Genomic DNA, 19489 nt, shown 5'->3' with positions numbered 1-19489 from the left:
ATATGCTCCGGTATACTAATGAGAGCTGGCCAGGTTCTACTTGGGATAAGATTGATACCTGGAATGCTTGGTATAATGACGAGTATTCTAAGCTCATCAACGAAAATCAGCTAAATCAAGAAAATGTAGAAAAAGTATTTGCACAGTTTTTGAAAGAAGTTGTAGGTATAGATGGCCTACAGGTATATAAAATTGATGGGGATACAACCAAAAAATTGGAATATGACGGCAAAGATAAACCAGTAAAAAAAACACCATGTTCCTAATCCATAATTAATAAATTTGAAAACTATGAAAAAAATATTTTTGCTTATGTTGTTAGCTTTTTCATTTTCCTCTAAAGCACAGCAAGTTTATCCTTTGAAAACTTATGGTATTGAGTTTCCAAAAGACTCTTATGTAAAGGATACTAACAATGAGCTCCAATCCTTTGAAGGTATTTGGAAAGGAAATTGGAATGGTAAATCCATATTAGTTATTCTCAAAAAAATAAAATTTTATAAATCCTATCTAGGTAACAGAGCTTATTATAGTGATATCATTATTGGTAAATTCAAAGTATTAGATATTGATGGTAATATTTTATTTGATAATACCAATCTGTTGGATGATCAAGCTAAAATTAAAGGAACAAACTTCAAAAAAATAGATAATAAATACTCATTGATTTATAATGATCCTGATTTATGTCATATAACAGGTAATATTGCTATTAACTTTACAGATACTACAAAAACAAAACTAGAATGGAAGTATTATCAAAATAGTGACTGGACAGATAATGATTGTTTTTATTATGGTTTGCCACAATCCCAACGACCTGATCCTTTGCCAAAGAATATTGTTCTAACAAAGCAATAGAATACAAATGCTGTTTCAAAATGGGGCAGCATTTTGTTTATTATTAAATCGGAATCTGATATTCTGGCAAAGACTGTTGGAAGGTTGCTTCGTGGACAGATCCCAAAAACGGTCCTATGGGAGGGGGACAGTCTATGTCCGGTGATGGCTCCAAGCATAAGTTTCCTGATTATATGAGTCCTGATGATGATCCGTGTAAAAAGGCTAAGACTGTGGTAACCGCTGCAAATAATGTTTATGGAAACGTTAAAGTGCAGCAAAATATGGATTCTGTTCTGAAAGCAAAGACGACGGCTCAGAATGAATGGGCAGTTGCAATAGGACAAAAAGCGGATGGCACTTATGATGTAACGCCTCCTAAAGAAGGATCAGCTACCAATGGAAGTATACCCACTTCTCAATTGTCTGGCACGTATATTGGGGACGGGCATTCACATGCCGGGGGTTTTGGTGCACCGTCTGCCGGTGATTTGTATGGGATGCTGGAGGAAATGCTTACCAATAGCAATTTTAAGTATCGTTTTGTATATGGCAATTACCATGGTACCCCAGAAGTCTATGTATTGATCGTCAATGACAGAAGCTTAGGGGTTAATTTTCTGGCGAACTATCCCAGAAGTCAGAATTATGACCCTATAACACATAGATTTTTGGAAGGATCTGCTGTGGAAACTGATTTTTCTGATATTTATAAAAAATATGGAAACGGAACCTACATTAGCTCTATAGGAGATATCACAGGACGTAGTGCAGGTTTGGCCTATATTTTAGATCAATTCAACACTGGGATCAGCTTGGGAAAAGTAGATGGGAATGGTGATGTGAAAAAGATAAATGTCACTAAAGAAAATATCGTAGTACTGGGAGGAAATGGAGTGCCTAAACCGGGAGTGAACGTGAAAGGATGTCCTTAAATATATGTATCAATAATAAATAAAAAATAAACAATATGAAACCAATTTTTAAAATAGTCTTAGCTTCTTTTTTTCTTCTGTCATTGCAGTTCTGTAATGCCCAACAGAATGAATATTTCAAATTTTATAATGAAATAACTCCCAAATTACAAACTATAGCAGAAAGTAAAACACAATATTATAACAGAAAATTTTCAGACTTCAATACAATATTACAATATAATGATCTGACAATTAAAACTTTCGCCTATGATACTAAAATATTTAACAGTAAAGATAATTATGTTCTGAGAATTTATTTTATAGATGATGATTTGTCAAGCTATGCCATTGATAATAAGTATCAATACCCCAGGGTAACAATAACTTTTACCGAAAAAATTCCGGATGTAATAGAAAAACTGACCAGGCAATATCATGGAGAGTGGAATAAAGAAATGTTGCAATTTTTTTCTGATCAAAAAATTGAGAAAATAGATTTTTATGGGATCAACGGAGTCACAAGTGCTGACAGGAAGGGTAGATAAGAGAGGAGGTTTATTACGGCAGCATTTTGCTTTAAAAGTAGTCTTAGCTTCTTTTTTTCTTCTGTCATTGCAGTTCTGTAATGCCCAACAGAATGAATATTTCAAATTTTATAATGAAATTACTCCTAAACTACAGAAGATAGCGGAAAATAAGACTCAGTATTATAACAGAAAGTTTTCAGATTTCTATGAGATATTTCAGGATCATAATATTACAATCAAAAGGTTTGGCTATGATACTAAAATATTTAATAGTAAGGATAATTATATTCTGAATATTTATTTTACAAGTAATGAGACTTTGTGGTATGCAAGCGATAATCAGTATCAGTTTCCCTTAATTAATATTACATTTACCGAAAAAATTCCGGATGTAATAGAAAAACTGACCAGGCAATATCATGGAGAGTGGAATAAAGAAATGTTGCAATTTTTTTCTGATCAAAAAATTGAGAAAATAGATTTTTATGGGATCAACGGAGTCACAAGTGCTGACAGGAAGGGTAGATAAGAGAGGAGGTTTATTACGGCAGCATTTTGCTTTAAAAGTAATGTTTGTCATATGTTATAAATGTGGCAAGCAATGATTTTGGAAGACTATATTTATCATCAAAACGACATGATCAGAATGAGTTGTCCCTGACATTTTGGAGGGAACCGGATCTTGTCAATTTGAAATTATGTCCACAGATCTAAACCTATGTTACACTGATTCCTAAAGACACTTCGATCAAACTGATAAAGCAATAGAATGTAAAGAATCTGTCTCTGTAGACGGATTCTTTATTATAGAGTATTGAGTTTTCCTGTATAATAGTAGCACTAATCCATCGAAACCAGAAGCTGTTTTCAGAGTAATTGATGGTAGCTGTTAGGTTTTCTTTATCCCAAAAAGAAATTTCAAAGACGGACAGTAATACAATAGAATCAACAGATTGTCCAGAATAATTAAAAATAAAGAAAATGAAAAATATTATAATATTACTTTTATTCACTATAGGATTAACAACATTCAAATCCCAGATCATTAGCCTGGAACAGGCTGCTGCTTATCCCCGACAACCCGATGGAAGAAGTCTACCAGAAGGTATCACTTATATAAAAGACATCAACAATTCTCTTGACATGTATGTAGGCACATGGAAAGGTTCCTATAATGGAAAAAATTATGAGTTTAGGTTTATTAAGAAATTGGCTGTTGGAGATAGAATTAAAAGAGATAAATTAATAGGACGATTATTGGTAACAGATGATAGTGACAATATAATTTATAGCTCATTGGAGAAGTCGGATGATGAGACTTTAATTAGAGGTCTTAATTTTGTAACATCTAACGTTAAAACATATCAATTAGCTTATACTATAAATTATGCATGTAATGATTCCGGAAGACTATATTTATCATCAAAGCCAAATAATCAGAATGAGTTGACTTTAACTTTTTGGAGAGAGCCGGATCTTGTCAATTTGAAATTATGTCCAGAGATCCAAACCTATGTTACATTGATCCCTAAAGACACTGGAATCAAACTGATAAAGCAATAGAATGAATCCATCTCACTTTTGGTTGTGAGATGGATTCTTGATAAAGGGAAGTTTTCAGACTTCAATACAATATTACAAGAAAATAACAGATAAGAGACTGCCAAATGTGGCAGTCTCTTATCTATTATAAAGTATTTATTTTTTCCAGCACAATAGCCGCATTACATCCACCAAAGCCGGAGGCTGTTTTCAAAATATATCTGATAGTAGCTTCCTGGTTTTCCCGGATAATGTTTAAAGGCTGGGAAACTCCCATTTCTTCAAAATTTTTAGAAGGGATTAAGGTGCCATGAAGGGCGCTTTCCATAGAAATAATGCTTTCCAGAAGTCCGGAAGCGCCCAGACAATGCCCATAATAGCCTTTCATACTGTTCAAAGGAACCTTTTGCAGCTCCATTCTGTTGAAAGCAATAGCTTCCATTTCGTCGTTGTATAAAGTGGCTGTTCCGTGCGCAGAAACAAAATCAATCTGTCCGACGGATACCCGGGCTTCTGTCATGGCATTTTTTATACTGGCATACAAACCGTCTCCGGTTCTTGAAGGTCCTGAAATATGGTTGGCATCATTGATAGCAGAATCACCAAGCACTTTAAATCTGAATTTTTCGTTTTCAGAAGGTGTTGACGTGATATAAACCGTTGCCGCGGCTTCTCCAATATTGATTCCGTTCCTGTTTTTGTCGTAAGGCTTGCATGGCTCTGTTCCTATGGCCTGAAAAGAGTTGAATCCTGATATCACAAATTCTGTAATTTCATCTCCCGCAATCACAAACGCATCTTTATATTTTCCTGCCTGGATCATGTTTTTGGCAACAGCAATCGCCATAACACCGGAAACACAGGCATTGGATACTACAATAGGTCTTGCTTTAAATCCAAAGAAGTCAGCTATTTTCTGGGCTAATTTTGAAAGATGAACTCCTTCCGGTAATTCAGTCTGATCTTTTAATAGGCTGATATTTCCTTTAGTCGTTGAAAGGATTAAAGCCGTATTTTCTGTAACGGAGTATTTTTCCATCAAAGGTTTCATGCTGAGAAGCAGCATTTTTTCCAGTCTTGTGAAATCTGTATAGCTATTCTGAACAGAACCGAAGATGCTGTTAAATTCTTTTTCAATTCTTTCGGAATCGATCATGGAAGCATAGAAAGCATCCTGATTTTCTATAATCTTGTGCAAAGCAACTCCTGATTTTCCTTCTAAAAGTGCCTTCCAGTTGGCATCCACATGAAAGCCCAGGGGAGTTACGCAATTGTAATCTGTTATGTAAATTTCTTTCCTCATGATAATCCCATTTTGTCTTTCCAAGTTTGAAAAAATTCCGGATTATACAGACATAAGCTTCCATTACTATCCAGAAATACCTGAATGGTCTCTCCACTGCATACCAACTGATCTTTCTGATTGAAAAGCTCATACCTGTAGATAAGCTTGGCCGAAACAGAATTTACAAAAGTGGTTACGATCCTGAAGGTTTCTCCATATTTTAGAGGCAGAAAATGTTCACAGGTACTTTTTACGATGGGGGTTACATACCCCGCATTCTGAATGTCGAGATATGTCAGGCCATGCAGACGTCCGAAGGCTTCCCGTCCGTCTTCAAAATAAACGATGTAATGACCGTGCCAGACAATTCCCAAAGGATCTGTCTCATTGAAGCGGACTCTTACTTCCTCAGTACAGGTTAATATATTTTCGTTAGACTGCATTTTGTTTCTTTTCGTAAAAAATGGAAATGGAAACAGTGGCAAGGTAAAATAAAAAGAGGAATGACAGTTCTTTGGCAATCCCTCCGATACCGCTGTTTCTTAAAATAATATCGTAATAAGCATTCAGTCCCCAGTTCATTGGCGAGAACCTGGCTACGGTCTGCATGAATTCAGGCATTAGGAATACCGGAACCCAGATTCCACCGATAGCAGCCAAAACTACTACGGAGGTAGCCCCGAATGGTGCCGACTGCTCCTGAGTGTCTGCAATTGTCCCCAGCAGAACTCCGAACCCAATGGCTGCCAGCCCGGCAAACAAGGTGACCATAATCAGCTGAACCATTTTTCCGGATACATCAAATGCCGGAAGATCCATATAAGGGAAAAGGTAAACCCCTACGGCAACCATCAGTAAAAACTGAATGATACAGATGATAAGATAGGTAAATGTTTTTCCTAAAATATGCACAAAATACGGGGTAGGGCTGATTCTTGCCCTGACGCTTGTACCCTGGCTTTTTTCTTTAACCAGATTAATGGATAATGGCACCACGATGAAAAATATGGCAAAAAGCGTCCATGCCGGAACATTATGCTGAACGGAATTGGGCATTACGTCCATTGCTCCTTTTTTGGGCGTAATCTCTTTGAAGCTGATCAGATTTTTATTTTCGTCAAGGTTTTCTGTGGTTCCCAGCTGATCCTGAAATGCCTTATAGATCTTTTTATTTTCGATCTCAAAAACCATTTTGTTAACGGAGTTCATCACAGAATTTTTAAATCCCGCATTAGTAGCAGGGTCAAAATATAAATGAATTTCCTTTGTCTTAGAAACCGGCTTTTGAGTTGCAGCAGAATCACTTTCAAGTCCGAACGAGCTTACAATAGCCTGAACTTTAGAATCTATATTGGCATTTAAATCCTTTGTTAGATTTTCAGGAATAACGATTGCCATCTGGTAATCCCCGGAAAATACAGCTTCCTGTGCTGATTTTTCGTTGAAATTCGTCAGCAGCTGAAAGGTTTTACTGTTTTCCAGCTCTGCCTTTATATTTTTAGAAACTTCAGACTGATCATTATCAATAAAGATGACCGGGATTTTTGATCCTTCAAGATTTTTAAAGGTGGAATCCTGGATCAGGGTAATGGTAACAATCAAAAGTAAAGGCATCACAAAGATGATGACAATTCCTCCGATATCTCTCTTCAGGAGAAGAATTTCCTTAATAAAGCTTCTCCACAGTTTATACAACAACATCTCTTAATTCTTTTCCGGTTAATGAAATGAAAACATCCTCCAGGTTTTCAGCATGGGCAATCTGTGAAACAAGTTCTTCGGGGGTTCCTGCTGCATGAATTCTCCCCTTGTCTATAATGGCAATTTTGGTACAGAAATCCTCTGCTTCAGAAAGGTGATGAGAGGTATAGATGATACAGGTTCCGTTCTTATTCAGTTCCAGTAAGAAATCGATGATCACTTTTTTAGATTGAACGTCTACTCCTACAGTCGGCTCATCCAGAAAGAGTACTTTAGGATTGTGAAGAGTTCCTGCGATGAGGTTACAACGGCGTTTCATCCCTCCTGAAAACTGTCCTACCTGCTTATCTGCAAATTTTGAAAGCCCCATGATCTCAAGAGACTCATCAATCGCTTTTTTGAGCTCATTATGCTTTAAGCCGTACAGGCTCCCGAAAAACATTAAATTTTCCCTGGCTGTAAGAGTGGGGTAAAGGGCATATTCCTGTGGAACGATACCGATGATCTGTCTGATCTTAAAACCATCCTCCTGCGGTGAAAGCCCATTGATGGTAAACTGTCCTGAAGTAGGTTTAATCAATCCTGAAAGCATGGAGATTAAAGTGGTTTTTCCTGCCCCGTTAGGTCCTAGAATCCCGTAGATTTCGTTCTTGTCAATATTCAAAGAGATATCATTTACCGAGAAATCTTCGGAGTTTTTGTATTTTTTATATAGATTTTTGATCTCAATCATATTTTCCGCCATATCAGATCGCTTTTTTCAGTTTTTTATAAAAAGCTTCTTCCAGATCTGCGATGTGCAGCATCGCTTTTGAAAGTTCGTTGTAGATATTGCTCTTTGAGTTCCTGTTCTTGTAAACACGGGCAATGTCTACGGCAAAGTCTCTCCAGAGATCACCGATAGCGGTGATTTCTTTAGATAATTCTTTTAACTGATCGTTTTTAAGAATGACAGAAGCTTCCTGAAGGAAGGCTCCATAGATAAACCTGAATCCGCCGCCGCCTGTTCCAATCTCCTCCTGCATTCTGATCAGCTGTCCCAGATAGTGGTTGGTCACCTTTGTTCCTTTCTTTTCTGCCCATTTCGGAATGCTCTTAGCGACCCATCTCATTGCTTTTACTCCAATAAGAGGTACCGGAGCCAGCATATTTTTGCAGGTATCTCTGATTCCTTTTTTTATGGCTTCTTCCAGATGAATGTCTTCAGGAATATAGACAGGATAATACATATGTCCTTTCGGAGGAAGTGCTCCTTTGGCATATCTCACCTTTTCCAGTTCGGCTTCGGAAAGGGAAGTGGTATAATCCATTACGGGGTCACTGATAAGGAATCTGCCGTCTTCTTTTCCATATACTACAAGGTTGTGGGCATTGAAGTGGAATTTATATTCCTCAGGAAAATAAGTAAGGTTGAAAACACCTACCTGAAGTCCTGTAGGTATATTCTGCTCTAAATTTCTTTCAAGAGCTTTCTGGGCATCCTGAGGATTTGAGAACTTTTCTCTTTTTATTTTAATTCCTAATCTTTTGGCTGCTTTGCTGAAAATAGCGCCCGGCATCGGCCGGTAGCTGAAACCCGGAGCAAAATTCACCTTTAAAAAGGGAAGATAGACAAAAAACAATCCTGAACCGATCCCGAAGATCATGGGTTCGCTTAGTTTAAGGCCTTTGTTGAGCAATAGATTAGAAGCAACACCGTTTTCGCAATGTGCAGTCTGATGGTGTTCAAAATTTAATTTCATTGGCAGCTTGTATCTTTTTCATTGGTCAAATGGAATGCAGCACAGCAGTATGCATATTTCATTTATTTCCCGTCGAAGTTTTTTAATTCATCCACTGAAATTCCGAATGCATCGGCATATTTTTTCAGTGCGGTTTCGCTTAGTGTTTTAAATATTTTAGGTTTAAAATGTCTTTTCACCCTCCATTGCCACATTCCTACATAAGAGGCAAGTACTCCCAGATCCATCTTGTTCAGCTCCATAAAATACACGATAGGACTTGCTATATTCCGGGCAACGTTTTGTTTCGCCTCCTCAATTCTTTCATGGATGAGTTCCATAGATTCATCCAAAGCAGCTTTCTTTGCATCCCAGCCTGTACTGTTGGCTGTAGTATAATTGTCATTATCATCCGTTACATACAGTACCTCAGTCATGTTGGCGGATTTCAGGTTGCTTTCGTCTTGGGGCAGGTCTTGTTTTTTCATCTAAATAATGCTTAATTCTTTTAGATTCCAGATGAAATAGGGTTCACCTGTTTTGATTCCTTTAATCAGGTGGCTAAAATAGTGAAAATACATTATATGTAAATCATATTAAATACAGAAGGATCATTGTGATCAAAAATGAGCGGTATCAATGATTTTATATAGGTTTTAATTTAAAAATCAATTCCGTTTTGCGTTCCGGATTAAAGTAAAAAAAACGTTCAATATATTTTCTGTTTGTTGATATCCGTTAAATAATTTCTTCTGAATTTAATTTTCCTGTTTAACTAATCCGGGTATATGAAATCTTAAGAAATACTTCTAAAGCTTATTATCTTCGTCTGTAACAAAACTCTTGTAACAAGTGTCTCCTATAATAAGACTAATGAGGTAAGAAATTTGATAAAAATAACAAACAAATAACAACTATGAAGAAGTTTTTTATTTCTGTTTCGCTTTTTTGTATGCTGAGCGCAATGGCACAGAAATTTGATACCCAAAAGCTGACGGATGCTCAGGGGTACACGTATGAAACGGTGAAGAATGATCAGGCAGGGGTAAGAGTATACACCCTGAAGAACGGATTAAAGGTTTATCTGGCAAAAAATGAAGATGCACCGAGAATCCAGACCTATATCCCTGTAAGAACGGGATCAAATAACGATCCGAGTGACAACACGGGATTGGCTCACTACCTGGAGCATATGGTCTTCAAAGGAACTTCTCATCTGGGAACTCAGGACTGGGCAAAGGAAAAAGCCTTGTTACAGCAGATCTCTGATCTTTATGAACAACATAAAGCGGAAAAAGATCCTGCAAAAAAGAAAGAGCTATATAAAAAGATCGATGAGGTTTCTCAGGAGGCATCCCAATATGCTATCGCTAATGAGTATGATAAAGCAATTTCCTCATTAGGAGCTACTGGAACAAATGCCCATACCTGGCTGGATGAAACGGTGTATAAGAACAATATCCCTTCCAATGAACTTGAAAAGTGGCTGAGAGTTGAAAAAGAACGTTTCTCAGAATTGGTACTGCGTCTTTTCCATACGGAACTGGAAGCAGTATATGAAGAGTATAACAGGGCTCAGGATAATGACGGACGTCTTGTGAACTATGCCCTGATGGAAGCCCTTTTCCCAAAACACCCGAACGGACAGCAAACGACGATCGGTACTTCGGAACACCTGAAAAGTCCTTCAATGGTAGCGATTCACAAATATTTTGATACATACTATGTGCCTAATAACATGGCGGTAGTATTGGTTGGAGATCTTGATTTTGATAAAACTATAAAGTTAGTTGATCAGTATTTCGGCTCTTTCAAGTATAAAGAATTACCTATGAAGAAAATGGTTACGGAAGAGCCGATGACAGGAATTGTTTCCAGAACGGTAAAAAGTCCGTCCACTCCAAGAATGACGATGGCATGGAGAACGGATTCTTACGGTAGCCAGGAAGCAAGATTGGCTGATGTAGTGGCAGGGATTTTAAGCAACAGGGGAGATGCGGGATTGATTGATCTTAACATTAATCAGAAGCAGAAAACGCTTGGAGCAGGAGCTTATGAATCACCATTCAAAATGTACGGTATGTTTGCATTGGTGGTTACTCCTAAAGAAGGGCAAAGCTTTGATGAGGCTAAAAAATTATTGCTGGATCAGCTGGATCTTGTGAAAAAGGGGCAGTTCCCGGACTGGATGCTGAAAGCTATCGTAAATGATAAAAAGGTTCAGCGGATGAAAGGATGGGAAACAGCTGATGGGCTGGCAACAGAGCTTTATGATTCTTATATCAAGGGAAGAACCTGGGAGCAGGAACTTGATGAGATCAATCAGTATGAAAAGATCACTAAAGCGGATATTGTGAAATTCGCTAATGATTTCTTTAAAGATAATTATGTAGTGGTCTACAAAGAGAAAGGAGTGAACGATAAGCTGGTACGTGTAGAGAATCCGGGAATTACCCCGATTAAGCTGAACAGAGAAGCTCAGTCTCCTTTCCTTAAAGAGATTTTAAATACCAAAGTACCGGAGATCAAACCTGAATTTATCGATTATAAAGCGGCTATCCAGACTTCAAAGGTAAAAGACAAGACGGTAAGTTTCGTGAAAAATAAATACAACGAAATTGCTCAGGTAAGCTATGTTTTCCCTTTCGGAACAGATAATGATAAAGAGCTTTCTATAGCAGGAACAGTTTTTGAATATCTTGGAACGGATAAGTATACTCCTGAACAGCTGAAGGAAGAGTTTTATAAGCTGGGAATCAGCTATAACATCAGAACCGGCAATGACCAGATGGTGATTACGCTGAGCGGGCTTGAAAGCAATATGAAGAAAGGTGTGGAGCTGATGAATCACTGGATGACCCATGTAAAGGCGGATAAAGCTATTTATGGACAGACGGTAAAAACAATCCTGGAATCCAGAGCTGCAGCGAAGAAGGATAAAGTGAAAATCATGGCTGCTCTTTCAAATTATGCCAAGTATGGTAAAGATTCGAGAATGACGGATATCGTTTCCAAAGAACGTCTTGAGAACATCGATGTAGTAGAGCTCATGAAAAAAGTGAAAACGTTGGATCAATATCCTTATCAGGTATTCCTTTACGGGCAGGATCAGTCTGGTTTGGAGAAAGCGGTGAAGCCTTTTATTGCCAATACAAGCCTTCAGCCAGCAAAAGCTAAGGTGTATGCTGAGCCGGCTACAGCAGGTAAAGTATATTTCACAAACTATGACATGGTACAAATGGAAATGTCCAAAGTAGCGAAAGGAAGTACGGTAAACCTCGGCAACTTCGGAAAGGCTAATGTTTTCAACGAATATTTCGGAAGAGGTCTGTCCTCTATCGTATTCCAGGAAATCAGGGAAAGTAAATCACTGGCCTATACTGCCTATGTTTCTTATGCCAATGCTTCAGAAAAAGGTCATGCCAACTATATTACCAATTATATCGGAACGCAGGCCAATAAGCTGCCTTTAGCGGTGAATGCAATGAGTGACCTTATGGTAACGCTGCCGCAGATCCCGGCACAGTTTGAAAATGCAAGAGGTTCTGCATTGAAGCAGATCGCTTCCAACAGGATCAACAGAACGAATATCTTCTTCAACCAGTTAGCATTGAAAAAGCTGGGAGTGGATTATGATATCAGAAAAGATATTTATTCTGAAATTCAAGGGCTGACGTTACCACAGCTTACAGAATTCTATAATACCGAAGTAAAGCCTGTAAAATACAATACGGCGATCATTGGCAAGAAAGAAAACCTGAATATGGAATCTATCAACAAAATAGGTGAGTTCCAGGAAGTATCTCTTGAAGAGATCTTTGGATACTAAACTTTTCAGAGTTTAAATAATTATAAAAGCGGAACAGAAATGTTCCGCTTTTTGTTTCTTAAATGTCCTGTTGATTTTGTAGATTTATTCAATGTTTCACGTGAAATAGATTAGCGTTGAGCTTATTTTTTACTACGGATTGTACAGATTTTCACAGATGATGATGCAGATTGTTAAATACATTGCTCATGAATCTGAATATAAAATTCAATAGAGATGTGCTTTAACTTGGTTAATGAACTAAGAAGATCATTCATAGGATTGAAGCAAAACTTAATATAGCGTTCTTTGTTAAATGAAATGGCCTTACGATCTTAAAAATAATGAATTTTATAAGTAATTTCTTTGCAGCATTGCGTTATTTAACAATCTGGTCTAAAACTAAAAAGCCGTACAGAGATGTACGGCCTTATGATTTATTTTGAATGAATTTTTTACGACTTTACTTCCTGAATAAATAGGTTGATCTCTGCTCTGATCAATAATTCCTCATTATTGAAGGTCTCACAGAAAATGTGACAAATATTTTCAAACTGGGAAATCAGTGATGCTTTTGAAATGATCTTGTCATGCACTTTGGGAAGGGCGAAAACTTCAATTTTCTTGATGTTGGTAATGAAGCCTATTACTTTTGTATCTGCTTCCGGATTTTCGAAGAAACTTTGTCCGAGGATGGAAGAGCAGGTCTGGGCCAGATTTTCGATTAAGCCGGCTTCAACGAACTCATTGTTGTGAACGAAGATATTGTCTTCTTTTATTTCAAAGGAAGTTACTACTTTTTCCTTGGTCAGCTCCAGAATGTAATCTGCCATAAGCATAGGCTCACGATGAGGTAAAAAGTTGTGTATATTGATGATATTTTCTTCCCTGATTTCCATTTCCAGTTATTTTACAGCAGTTTTCATTTGAGATCTTGCAATCACTTCGCCATTCAGCTTGGTAATGATATCTACCAGTGTTACTCCCATTACTTCATTGAGGATGGTTACCTCTGAAATTAGCCGGTCACCTGTCCTGGGCAATATTTCAGCTTCAAAAGATTTGATAGCCCCGATATATCCGGTAGGTGCTTCTTTTCCCAGCAGATAATACTTATATCCGGTATGCAGCGCTACACTTTGTGCCTGATGCTCAATCAGGCCCGAAGCCTGGAACGTTCCCTCATAAACAAACAGGTTTTTCTCTTTTATTTCAAATCCTGAAATAAGATGATTTTCAGAATACTCAGACAGTTCATGCACCATTACAAAAGGAGCTCTTTGCGGAATAAGGCTTTCTACAAAATCTTTATCGGATGTTGGCAGTCTGTTTTCCATTAGCAAACCGTTAATAAAGCACAAGAATAAGCAAACCTTCCACTTTCAGGAACACAAAGAAGCACTTTTTCTCCTTTCTTCAGGTTTCCTGAATTCATCAGCTCTTCCAAAGCAACAAAGATAGATCCGGCCCCGATATTTCCGATATCAGATAGATTGTAGAACCATTTTTCTGCCGGGAAATCCATTCCTTTTTTAGCAAATTCATCTTTTAATCCTTCTTTGAAATAACCGGAAGAGATGTGTGCTAAAACATGGTCAATTTTTTCAGGATCTAAATGATGTTTGTCGAAAGAGGCTCTTAAGCTCTCCGCTCCTTTTACCAGAATATATTTATCCAGAATTTTAGTGTCCTGCTTTATCGCAAAAATAGACTGTTTCAGCCATTCGTCTGATGGGTAATCTGCCCATGACCTGAGGCTTCCGTCTTCCTGCTTGTCACATCCTGCATACATACATGCTTCGATCTCGTGAGCGTAGGAGTAGAAATCAATGAATTCTATTTTTAAGGAAGTGCCGTTTTCTCTTGGTTTATTTTCCAATAGGAAAGCCCCTGCTCCATCAGAAAGCATCCACCTGAGAAACTCCCTTTTGAAAGCAATGATCGGTCTTTCTTCCAATAGCTTTAAATTTTCAGCTTCATGGTTGAATTTGTCTGCGGTCATCCATGCAGACATTCTCTCAGAACCCGCACAAACCGCATTTTCCTGCACGCCGGCTTTTACAGAAAGAAACCCGTAGTTCAGCGCATTCATCCCCGAGTTGCACAGGCCTGTTGCGGTATTGATCTCAATGGATTTTCCTATATTCAGCTCTCCATGTACCATAGAGGCGTGTGAAGGCTGGATCTGGTCAGGAGAAGTAGTTCCTACAGATAATAATTTCATATCCTCCTTTTTGAAATTCTCATCAAAAAGTCCTTCAACCGCTTTTGCTGTAAGCTGCGCATTGGTATGCGTAGGATTTCCTTCTTTATCTAAAGCGTAATATCTTGTAGTAATTTTATTGTTTCTTAAAATAAGTGATTTTGCTTTAGAAGGTGCGTCATTGATAAGCCCAAGATAAGTCTCCATTTCATCATTCGATACCGGCTCATTGGGTAAATATTTTGAAGCCTTTGTTATAAATACGTCGTACATTCTATTTTAAATTAATTCCTTGTAAATATCTTCTTTGTTTTTGTCTTTTAAACCAAAATATAGGGGTTGTGAGAAGGTGTAACACTAAAACGACAGGTGAGATGATCCATATCGCAGCCATCAAATATACCTTAAAGAATTTTATCAGCAATGGACGTTTCTCTTTTTTATTGATAATCAGACGAGACCATATGGTGAAAATCTTATTCCCTACCTTTTCTACACGGACCAGGAACGGCCGGATCTCAACGGCTCCGTTTTTGACCAGATCCGGTTGTAAGCTGCCCAGATCGTTATTTTTGAAATGTTTTTCAATGATCTCACCATACTTTACTGAGCCTGAGATCTCCTCATCAGAGACTCCTGCTGCAGGAAGTAATCCTGATTTCTCTTTCTGTCCTGTTGTCAGCCATCGGACGATAGTCAGCACGCTGGTGTAATTATCATGCCTGTCCACCAGGGCTATATTGCCTACAAGCCGGGCCTTCAGATCTTTTAAATAGATCTTTAGTTTTTCCTGGGACAGCATCCACATATTTCTCGTGCCGGAAATGGTAACTACAGGAGTGTCCTTAAGGATCTGTTCGGCATAGCCGCTTTTCAGAAATGAGATGATCGGGATAGACGGGGTAAGGAACCATACCTGATACCCAAACAGGATGAGGTCATATTTTTTGTTCAGTATTTCGTCTGAAGGTGGGAAGATCTCTTTCGGGATCTGTAAATAAGATTCCGGGAAAGCGTTGAAAAAAACATCACCCGGCCAGGGATAAGGAAAATCTTCCTTCAGCTGAATATTATAATAGGTAATATCATATTCCTCCTTTTGAGCTTCAAAAGGCCTGGCTATGTTTCTCACAATATCTTCAAGTTGTCCGGTTTGTGAATAATATATGACAAGTATATTTTTCTTCATTAGTTTTCTTTAATGTTTACAAAAATATGTTTTTCATATTTATTATTTAGTTTTAAATACTTTTAATGATTCAGAGCTAAATTCTAATGCATAATTTTCACTTTCAAACATCATATTATTTGTATTTACGAAAATAATGGTTTCAGGAAGTGTACCAATGTCATGCGGCGTGAAGTTTTTATCCGAAACCAGAAGCACATCAATACTTTTGCTGACTTCTGAAAGCTCTTTTATATAATGGATCTTTCTTGTTTTCACAAGATAACTGTGCGCAGCGATTGCTCTTTTTTCTTCATCCTTTATCAACGAGAAAACTCTTCTGCTGGCCTGGTATAAAGTCAGCAGAACATCTTTTTGCCCATAATCATCTGCGATATGAAGAATATTGGCATCGTTTGCAATGTGTCTGCTCAGCTCAAAGTATACCGACTTATTCGCATTGAAATCTTTCCTGACTTCTTTCACCACATCACTGTCTTTATACAGGAAGCTCAGGAACAGTTTTTTCTTAAAATAATCTTCATCCTCAATTTCTTCTCTCAATTTGGCAAATTCTTCTCTGAAATAGGCATTGATCTTTTTAGTTCTCTCAGAATAGTTTTTGCCGAAGCTCATATCATCTTTACGGATTCTGTTGCCCACCTTTACAGTAATGCTTCCGTCGTAGATAATGAAATCTCCTTTCGGTAACACTTCAGAATTCCCATGAATGTAAAGAGGAAGAACGTCCAGGTCAAATTGCTCAGCAAGATAAAAAGCCCCCTTGTGGAATCTTTTGACATCATTGGTATAAGACCGTTCAGCTTCAGGGAAAACTACCAGGGAATACCCCTGTGCAATTTTTTCTTTCAGTTGATCCATTCCGTTTTCTATGCCTTGAGAAACCGGGTAGAAGCCCAGCGCTTTGACCAGTTTTCCGAAGACAGGAGAATGATATACCCAGTCATTGACCAGATAAATGATCTTGTGGGTTGCCATGGCAATGGCTAATGTATCTAAAAAAGAGGTGTGATTGGCAATGATCACTGCCGGTTTGCTAAAATCTTCAGCCGTATTTTTAATGACCTTTTTCCTGACAAAAGGAGTAGAATATAATACCGATGTTAAAAATTTAGCCAGAATTAATTTTATAATATCCAGTGTTTTGCCTTTGGATCTTTTAATAAAGACACTTCCCAATGCTGAAAATATCATGCCGCCCAGTCCATAATATAAAAACGAGAATACAGCCCTCAGGAACAGTCTTAAAGTGATCGGAGAAAGCCCTTTTTTTGCTCTGTTGGTAATAAGGAATCTAAACCAGAACGGGTATAGGGTAGAGGTAATGACAATCACTGAAAACATCCCGATCAACGCAACCAAAGCTAAAGAATGTAAAGCCGGATGCTTGGCAAAGATCAGGGATCCGATAGAAAGAATGGTTGTAAAAACGGCCAGAATAATTGAAATTCTGTAGGTTGGAAGCTCATTCTTTCCTGTCGTATGCTCTTTTTGCATAGCCTGTGTGAGAAAAATACTGAAATCATCTCCTACACCGAATACCAGCGTACATACTACCGTACTGAAGATATTCAGTTCTAATCCTGTAAAATAAAGGATTCCAGCGGTAACCACTCCGGTTAAAACTATCGGGAACATGGTGAGAATGGTCAGTTCTAAGTTTCTGAAGAAAACAATAATCGTTAAAACAATCGCTAAAAGAGAATAATTGATCAGAGTGTTGAAATCCCGCTTCAGCAGGCCCAGAAAGTTTTCATTCATCTGCTGACGGTCAATAGCGAGTGCGTCATGTTTCTTTTCTATATCTTTGATGAAGGCGTCTCTTTTGTTTTCGTCTACTTTTACAACATTAGAAACCGTGTAGAATCCATTTTCGTTACTCATGAATTCTGAGATCTGAAGCGCTTTTATCTTTTCATAATCTTTCAGGCTTAAAGCAGTATAATTTTTATTCAGGACTTCAGTGAAGTTATCAAAAGCAGAACTGTTGAAGCCAAATTTGTTTCCATTGTCGATCAGCTCAGAAATAGTCTGGCTTTTTTTATGGTTGTTCCAGAAACTTTTCCATTCTTCAATTTTCTTTTGCTGGTCCTTTTCAGAAAGTACAATGTTTCCAATAGAATTATAGCTTAAGATCTTTCCCTCTTTTTTCTCTTTTTCAAGGAAGCTGTTCAGTTCCGAATTTCGGGCTAATGCTTCCTCTTCCGAATTTCCGTAAGAGATCGTGTAAATAGACTTTGAAGTGATATCTGAAAGTTTCTGAAGTTTGGCTTCACTGATCTTCATTTCTTTCGGAATGTAGTTCAGGTCACCAATATCTTCATTAAATCCGACATGCCTGAATCCGAACAGGCAGGCTACAATAATAACAGAGCAGCCGATGACCAGCGGTTTGTTTTTTTCATACGGATAAGATCCTATCTTATCTATAAAATTGGTATTGAGCTTTTCTCCTTTTTCTTTTGGTGTATAAAGCTGGGGAATAATGATCAAAGCCGTAATGGAAGATAAAATAACGGTGATCGCTGCAAAGAGCCCAAGATCCTTCAATGCCTCAGAGCGTACAAAAACCAGGCATAGAAACGATACCGCTGTAGTTGCACTGCTGAGGATAATAGGCTGTGTAATTTCTTTGTAGAGCTCCTCAATATTGTTATTGTGTTTATAATGCGTAAGAATGTGCAGGGCATAATCTATTGTAATTCCGATAAGAATAGCCCCGACGCTCAATGAGATCGCGGAAATTTTATCTTTGATAAAGTATAAGATTAATAAGGCCAACAAAACGGAAAATACTGTGGGAAGAAAAACAATGACCGGCGTAAAGAGATTCCTGAAGTAATAGATCAGCAGGACCAGGAGCACGGTCATAGAGATGACAACCGTATTCTGGATATCTTTTTTGATCTGCTTGGCATTGGCCACAGCAATGACGGGAGAGCCGAAGTAGCTGATTTCAGTTTTACCTTTGAACTGCTTATTGATGTTGTCTTTTATTTTACTGAGCTGATCCACAAAAAATTCGTTGGCTTTCGTATCGTTGCTTTTGTTTTTAGGATCAATGAAAAGCAAAAGATTTTTTCCATCCCTGGTTACAATATAGCTGTCTTCCAGTTTGAAGTCTTTGCTGATATTTAAGGCATTCAGTTTTTTGATTCCTAAAAAGGTAAGTCCCAGAGGATCTTTTTTGATGAACTCTTTGGTGACAAGGCTTGTAGGTGATACCAGTGAAATATAATTATCTTCTACCTGCCTGGCAATGCTGTCCTTCTGAAGCTTCCGTTCAATTTCTTTGTAATCATTTTCATTCAGGAATAAAGGCAGGTTTTGGTTGACGAAATCAAACGTTTCGGAGATCTCATGGTCATTTACCTTCCCCTGAACAGAGCTGATATATTGTTGTAGAGGTCCTGTTTTCTGTAAAAAGGTATCTGCTGTTTCAGAGAGCTGAAAGTTGTCTTCATCAGATTTTTTTTCTATTATTACAATGATCTTATCCGAGAAGTTCAGCTGTTTAAGAACTTTGGCCGTAAGATCTGACTTTTCATTTTTAGGGATGATCTGATTGATGTCCTCTTCAAAATTGATCTTTGAAGCAAAGAACAGGCATACGGCAGCAATTCCCAAGGCAGTAAATGCAGAGAGAATTTTGTTCCCGGAGATCAGATAATATAAAAATATAAAAAAGCGATGCATTGCGTTTAAATCAAGTCTGCAAATTTAAATTTTTAAGAATTAGTTCAAAATAGTTGGACG

18 protein-coding genes are annotated in these 19489 nt (G+C 37.8%); 7 read left to right on the top strand and 11 right to left on the bottom strand.

What is annotated here, in order from left to right; genetic code table 11:
• The 6 genes from AC4IF5_RS19975 to AC4IF5_RS19950 form a co-directional block, all read left to right on the top strand.
• Window positions 1-266: hypothetical protein (locus AC4IF5_RS19975; protein WP_490737643.1), on the top strand; the 266-nt coding region annotated here is incomplete at its 5' end.
• 25 nt (window positions 267-291) lie between these two features.
• The gene (locus AC4IF5_RS19970) at window positions 292-861 is read left to right on the top strand and encodes a DUF6705 family protein (protein WP_490737641.1); all 570 of its coding nucleotides are present in this window, start codon (window positions 292-294) and stop codon (window positions 859-861) included.
• A gap of 116 nt (window positions 862-977) precedes the next feature.
• Window positions 978-1775, top strand: coding sequence for an MPN domain-containing protein (locus AC4IF5_RS19965; RefSeq protein WP_490737639.1), 798 nt, complete (start codon window positions 978-980; stop codon window positions 1773-1775).
• Window positions 1776-1810: 35 nt separating this feature from the next.
• Window positions 1811-2302, top strand: a complete 492-nt coding sequence (locus AC4IF5_RS19960) for a hypothetical protein (RefSeq protein WP_490737637.1) — start codon at window positions 1811-1813, stop codon at window positions 2300-2302.
• Window positions 2259-2813: a hypothetical protein gene (locus AC4IF5_RS19955; RefSeq protein ID WP_490737635.1), complete on the top strand. Its 555-nt coding sequence runs from the start codon at window positions 2259-2261 to the stop codon at window positions 2811-2813. Before AC4IF5_RS19960 ends, AC4IF5_RS19955 begins: the two co-directional genes overlap by 44 nt.
• Before the next feature lie 452 nt (window positions 2814-3265).
• On the top strand, window positions 3266-3847 hold the full coding sequence (locus tag AC4IF5_RS19950) for a DUF6705 family protein (RefSeq protein ID WP_490737634.1): 582 nt from the start codon (window positions 3266-3268) through the stop codon (window positions 3845-3847).
• Between the two features lie 124 nt (window positions 3848-3971).
• On the opposite strand, the gene AC4IF5_RS19945 is transcribed toward AC4IF5_RS19950, so the two are convergent.
• From AC4IF5_RS19945 to DarG, 6 genes are all read right to left on the bottom strand, one after another.
• Window positions 3972-5129, bottom strand: a complete 1158-nt coding sequence (locus tag AC4IF5_RS19945) for a beta-ketoacyl synthase N-terminal-like domain-containing protein (RefSeq protein ID WP_490737633.1) — start codon at window positions 5127-5129, stop codon at window positions 3972-3974.
• Window positions 5126-5554, bottom strand: a complete 429-nt coding sequence (locus tag AC4IF5_RS19940; protein WP_490737632.1) for an acyl-CoA thioesterase — start codon at window positions 5552-5554, stop codon at window positions 5126-5128. The genes AC4IF5_RS19945 and AC4IF5_RS19940 overlap by 4 nt, the downstream gene beginning before the upstream one ends.
• On the bottom strand, window positions 5544-6812 hold the full coding sequence (locus AC4IF5_RS19935; protein ID WP_490737630.1) for an ABC transporter permease: 1269 nt from the start codon (window positions 6810-6812) through the stop codon (window positions 5544-5546). Before AC4IF5_RS19935 ends, AC4IF5_RS19940 begins: the two co-directional genes overlap by 11 nt.
• Window positions 6799-7557 (bottom strand): ABC transporter ATP-binding protein, encoded by a 759-nt coding sequence (locus AC4IF5_RS19930; RefSeq protein WP_490737628.1) that lies wholly within the window; start codon window positions 7555-7557, stop codon window positions 6799-6801. Before AC4IF5_RS19930 ends, AC4IF5_RS19935 begins: the two co-directional genes overlap by 14 nt.
• A 1-nt stretch (window position 7558) precedes the next feature.
• Entirely contained in the window at window positions 7559-8554 is a 996-nt protein-coding gene (gene darH / locus AC4IF5_RS19925) for a BtrH-related acyltransferase DarH (RefSeq protein WP_490737626.1), read from the bottom strand.
• 62 nt (window positions 8555-8616) lie between these two features.
• Entirely contained in the window at window positions 8617-9021 is a 405-nt protein-coding gene (gene DarG, locus AC4IF5_RS19920) for a flexirubin biosynthesis protein DarG (RefSeq protein ID WP_490737624.1), read from the bottom strand.
• 428 nt (window positions 9022-9449) lie between these two features.
• On the opposite strand from DarG, the gene AC4IF5_RS19915 reads away from it, so the two are divergent.
• Window positions 9450-12362: a M16 family metallopeptidase gene (locus AC4IF5_RS19915; RefSeq protein ID WP_490737622.1), complete on the top strand. Its 2913-nt coding sequence runs from the start codon at window positions 9450-9452 to the stop codon at window positions 12360-12362.
• A gap of 434 nt (window positions 12363-12796) precedes the next feature.
• Here the strand turns inward: AC4IF5_RS19915 and AC4IF5_RS19910 are convergent, their stop codons facing one another.
• The 5 genes from AC4IF5_RS19910 to AC4IF5_RS19890 are packed head-to-tail and all read right to left on the bottom strand — an operon-like array spanning window position 12797 to window position 19429.
• Complete coding sequence (locus AC4IF5_RS19910; RefSeq protein ID WP_490737621.1) at window positions 12797-13240, bottom strand: hotdog family protein; 444 nt, start codon at window positions 13238-13240, stop codon at window positions 12797-12799.
• Between the two features lie 6 nt (window positions 13241-13246).
• Window positions 13247-13678, bottom strand: coding sequence for a hotdog family protein (locus AC4IF5_RS19905; protein WP_490737620.1), 432 nt, complete (start codon window positions 13676-13678; stop codon window positions 13247-13249).
• Window positions 13678-14817, bottom strand: a complete 1140-nt coding sequence (gene darB, locus AC4IF5_RS19900) for a dialkylresorcinol biosynthesis protein DarB (RefSeq protein ID WP_490737618.1) — start codon at window positions 14815-14817, stop codon at window positions 13678-13680. Before darB ends, AC4IF5_RS19905 begins: the two co-directional genes overlap by 1 nt.
• A 1-nt stretch (window position 14818) precedes the next feature.
• On the bottom strand, window positions 14819-15733 hold the full coding sequence (locus AC4IF5_RS19895; protein WP_490737616.1) for a dialkylresorcinol condensing enzyme DarA: 915 nt from the start codon (window positions 15731-15733) through the stop codon (window positions 14819-14821).
• A gap of 42 nt (window positions 15734-15775) precedes the next feature.
• Window positions 15776-19429, bottom strand: a complete 3654-nt coding sequence (locus AC4IF5_RS19890) for an MMPL family transporter (RefSeq protein ID WP_490737614.1) — start codon at window positions 19427-19429, stop codon at window positions 15776-15778.
• Window positions 19430-19489: the final 60 nt, after the last annotated feature.

The organism is Chryseobacterium sp. UF-290 (genome assembly GCF_058245615.1).
Note: the sequence above shows the minus strand (reverse complement) of the source record. Positions and strands in the feature narration are given on the sequence as shown.

What these genes read in the sequence shown, in the direction of transcription:
- AC4IF5_RS19970 (WP_490737641.1), top strand. Translation starts at nt 292, where the DNA reads ATGAAAAAAATATTTTTGCTTATGTTGTTAGCTTTTTCATTTTCCTCT.
- AC4IF5_RS19965 (WP_490737639.1), top strand. Translation starts at nt 978, where the DNA reads ATGGGAGGGGGACAGTCTATGTCCGGTGATGGCTCCAAGCATAAGTTT.
- AC4IF5_RS19960 (WP_490737637.1), top strand. Translation starts at nt 1,811, where the DNA reads ATGAAACCAATTTTTAAAATAGTCTTAGCTTCTTTTTTTCTTCTGTCA.
- AC4IF5_RS19955 (WP_490737635.1), top strand. Translation starts at nt 2,259, where the DNA reads ATGGGATCAACGGAGTCACAAGTGCTGACAGGAAGGGTAGATAAGAGA.
- AC4IF5_RS19950 (WP_490737634.1), top strand. Translation starts at nt 3,266, where the DNA reads ATGAAAAATATTATAATATTACTTTTATTCACTATAGGATTAACAACA.
- AC4IF5_RS19945 (WP_490737633.1), bottom strand. Translation starts at nt 5,129, where the DNA reads ATGAGGAAAGAAATTTACATAACAGATTACAATTGCGTAACTCCCCTG.
- AC4IF5_RS19940 (WP_490737632.1), bottom strand. Translation starts at nt 5,554, where the DNA reads ATGCAGTCTAACGAAAATATATTAACCTGTACTGAGGAAGTAAGAGTC.
- AC4IF5_RS19935 (WP_490737630.1), bottom strand. Translation starts at nt 6,812, where the DNA reads ATGTTGTTGTATAAACTGTGGAGAAGCTTTATTAAGGAAATTCTTCTC.
- AC4IF5_RS19930 (WP_490737628.1), bottom strand. Translation starts at nt 7,557, where the DNA reads ATGGCGGAAAATATGATTGAGATCAAAAATCTATATAAAAAATACAAA.
- darH (WP_490737626.1), bottom strand. Translation starts at nt 8,554, where the DNA reads ATGAAATTAAATTTTGAACACCATCAGACTGCACATTGCGAAAACGGT.
- DarG (WP_490737624.1), bottom strand. Translation starts at nt 9,021, where the DNA reads ATGAAAAAACAAGACCTGCCCCAAGACGAAAGCAACCTGAAATCCGCC.
- AC4IF5_RS19915 (WP_490737622.1), top strand. Translation starts at nt 9,450, where the DNA reads ATGAAGAAGTTTTTTATTTCTGTTTCGCTTTTTTGTATGCTGAGCGCA.
- AC4IF5_RS19910 (WP_490737621.1), bottom strand. Translation starts at nt 13,240, where the DNA reads ATGGAAATCAGGGAAGAAAATATCATCAATATACACAACTTTTTACCT.
- AC4IF5_RS19905 (WP_490737620.1), bottom strand. Translation starts at nt 13,678, where the DNA reads ATGGAAAACAGACTGCCAACATCCGATAAAGATTTTGTAGAAAGCCTT.
- darB (WP_490737618.1), bottom strand. Translation starts at nt 14,817, where the DNA reads ATGTACGACGTATTTATAACAAAGGCTTCAAAATATTTACCCAATGAG.
- AC4IF5_RS19895 (WP_490737616.1), bottom strand. Translation starts at nt 15,733, where the DNA reads ATGAAGAAAAATATACTTGTCATATATTATTCACAAACCGGACAACTT.
- AC4IF5_RS19890 (WP_490737614.1), bottom strand. Translation starts at nt 19,429, where the DNA reads ATGCATCGCTTTTTTATATTTTTATATTATCTGATCTCCGGGAACAAA.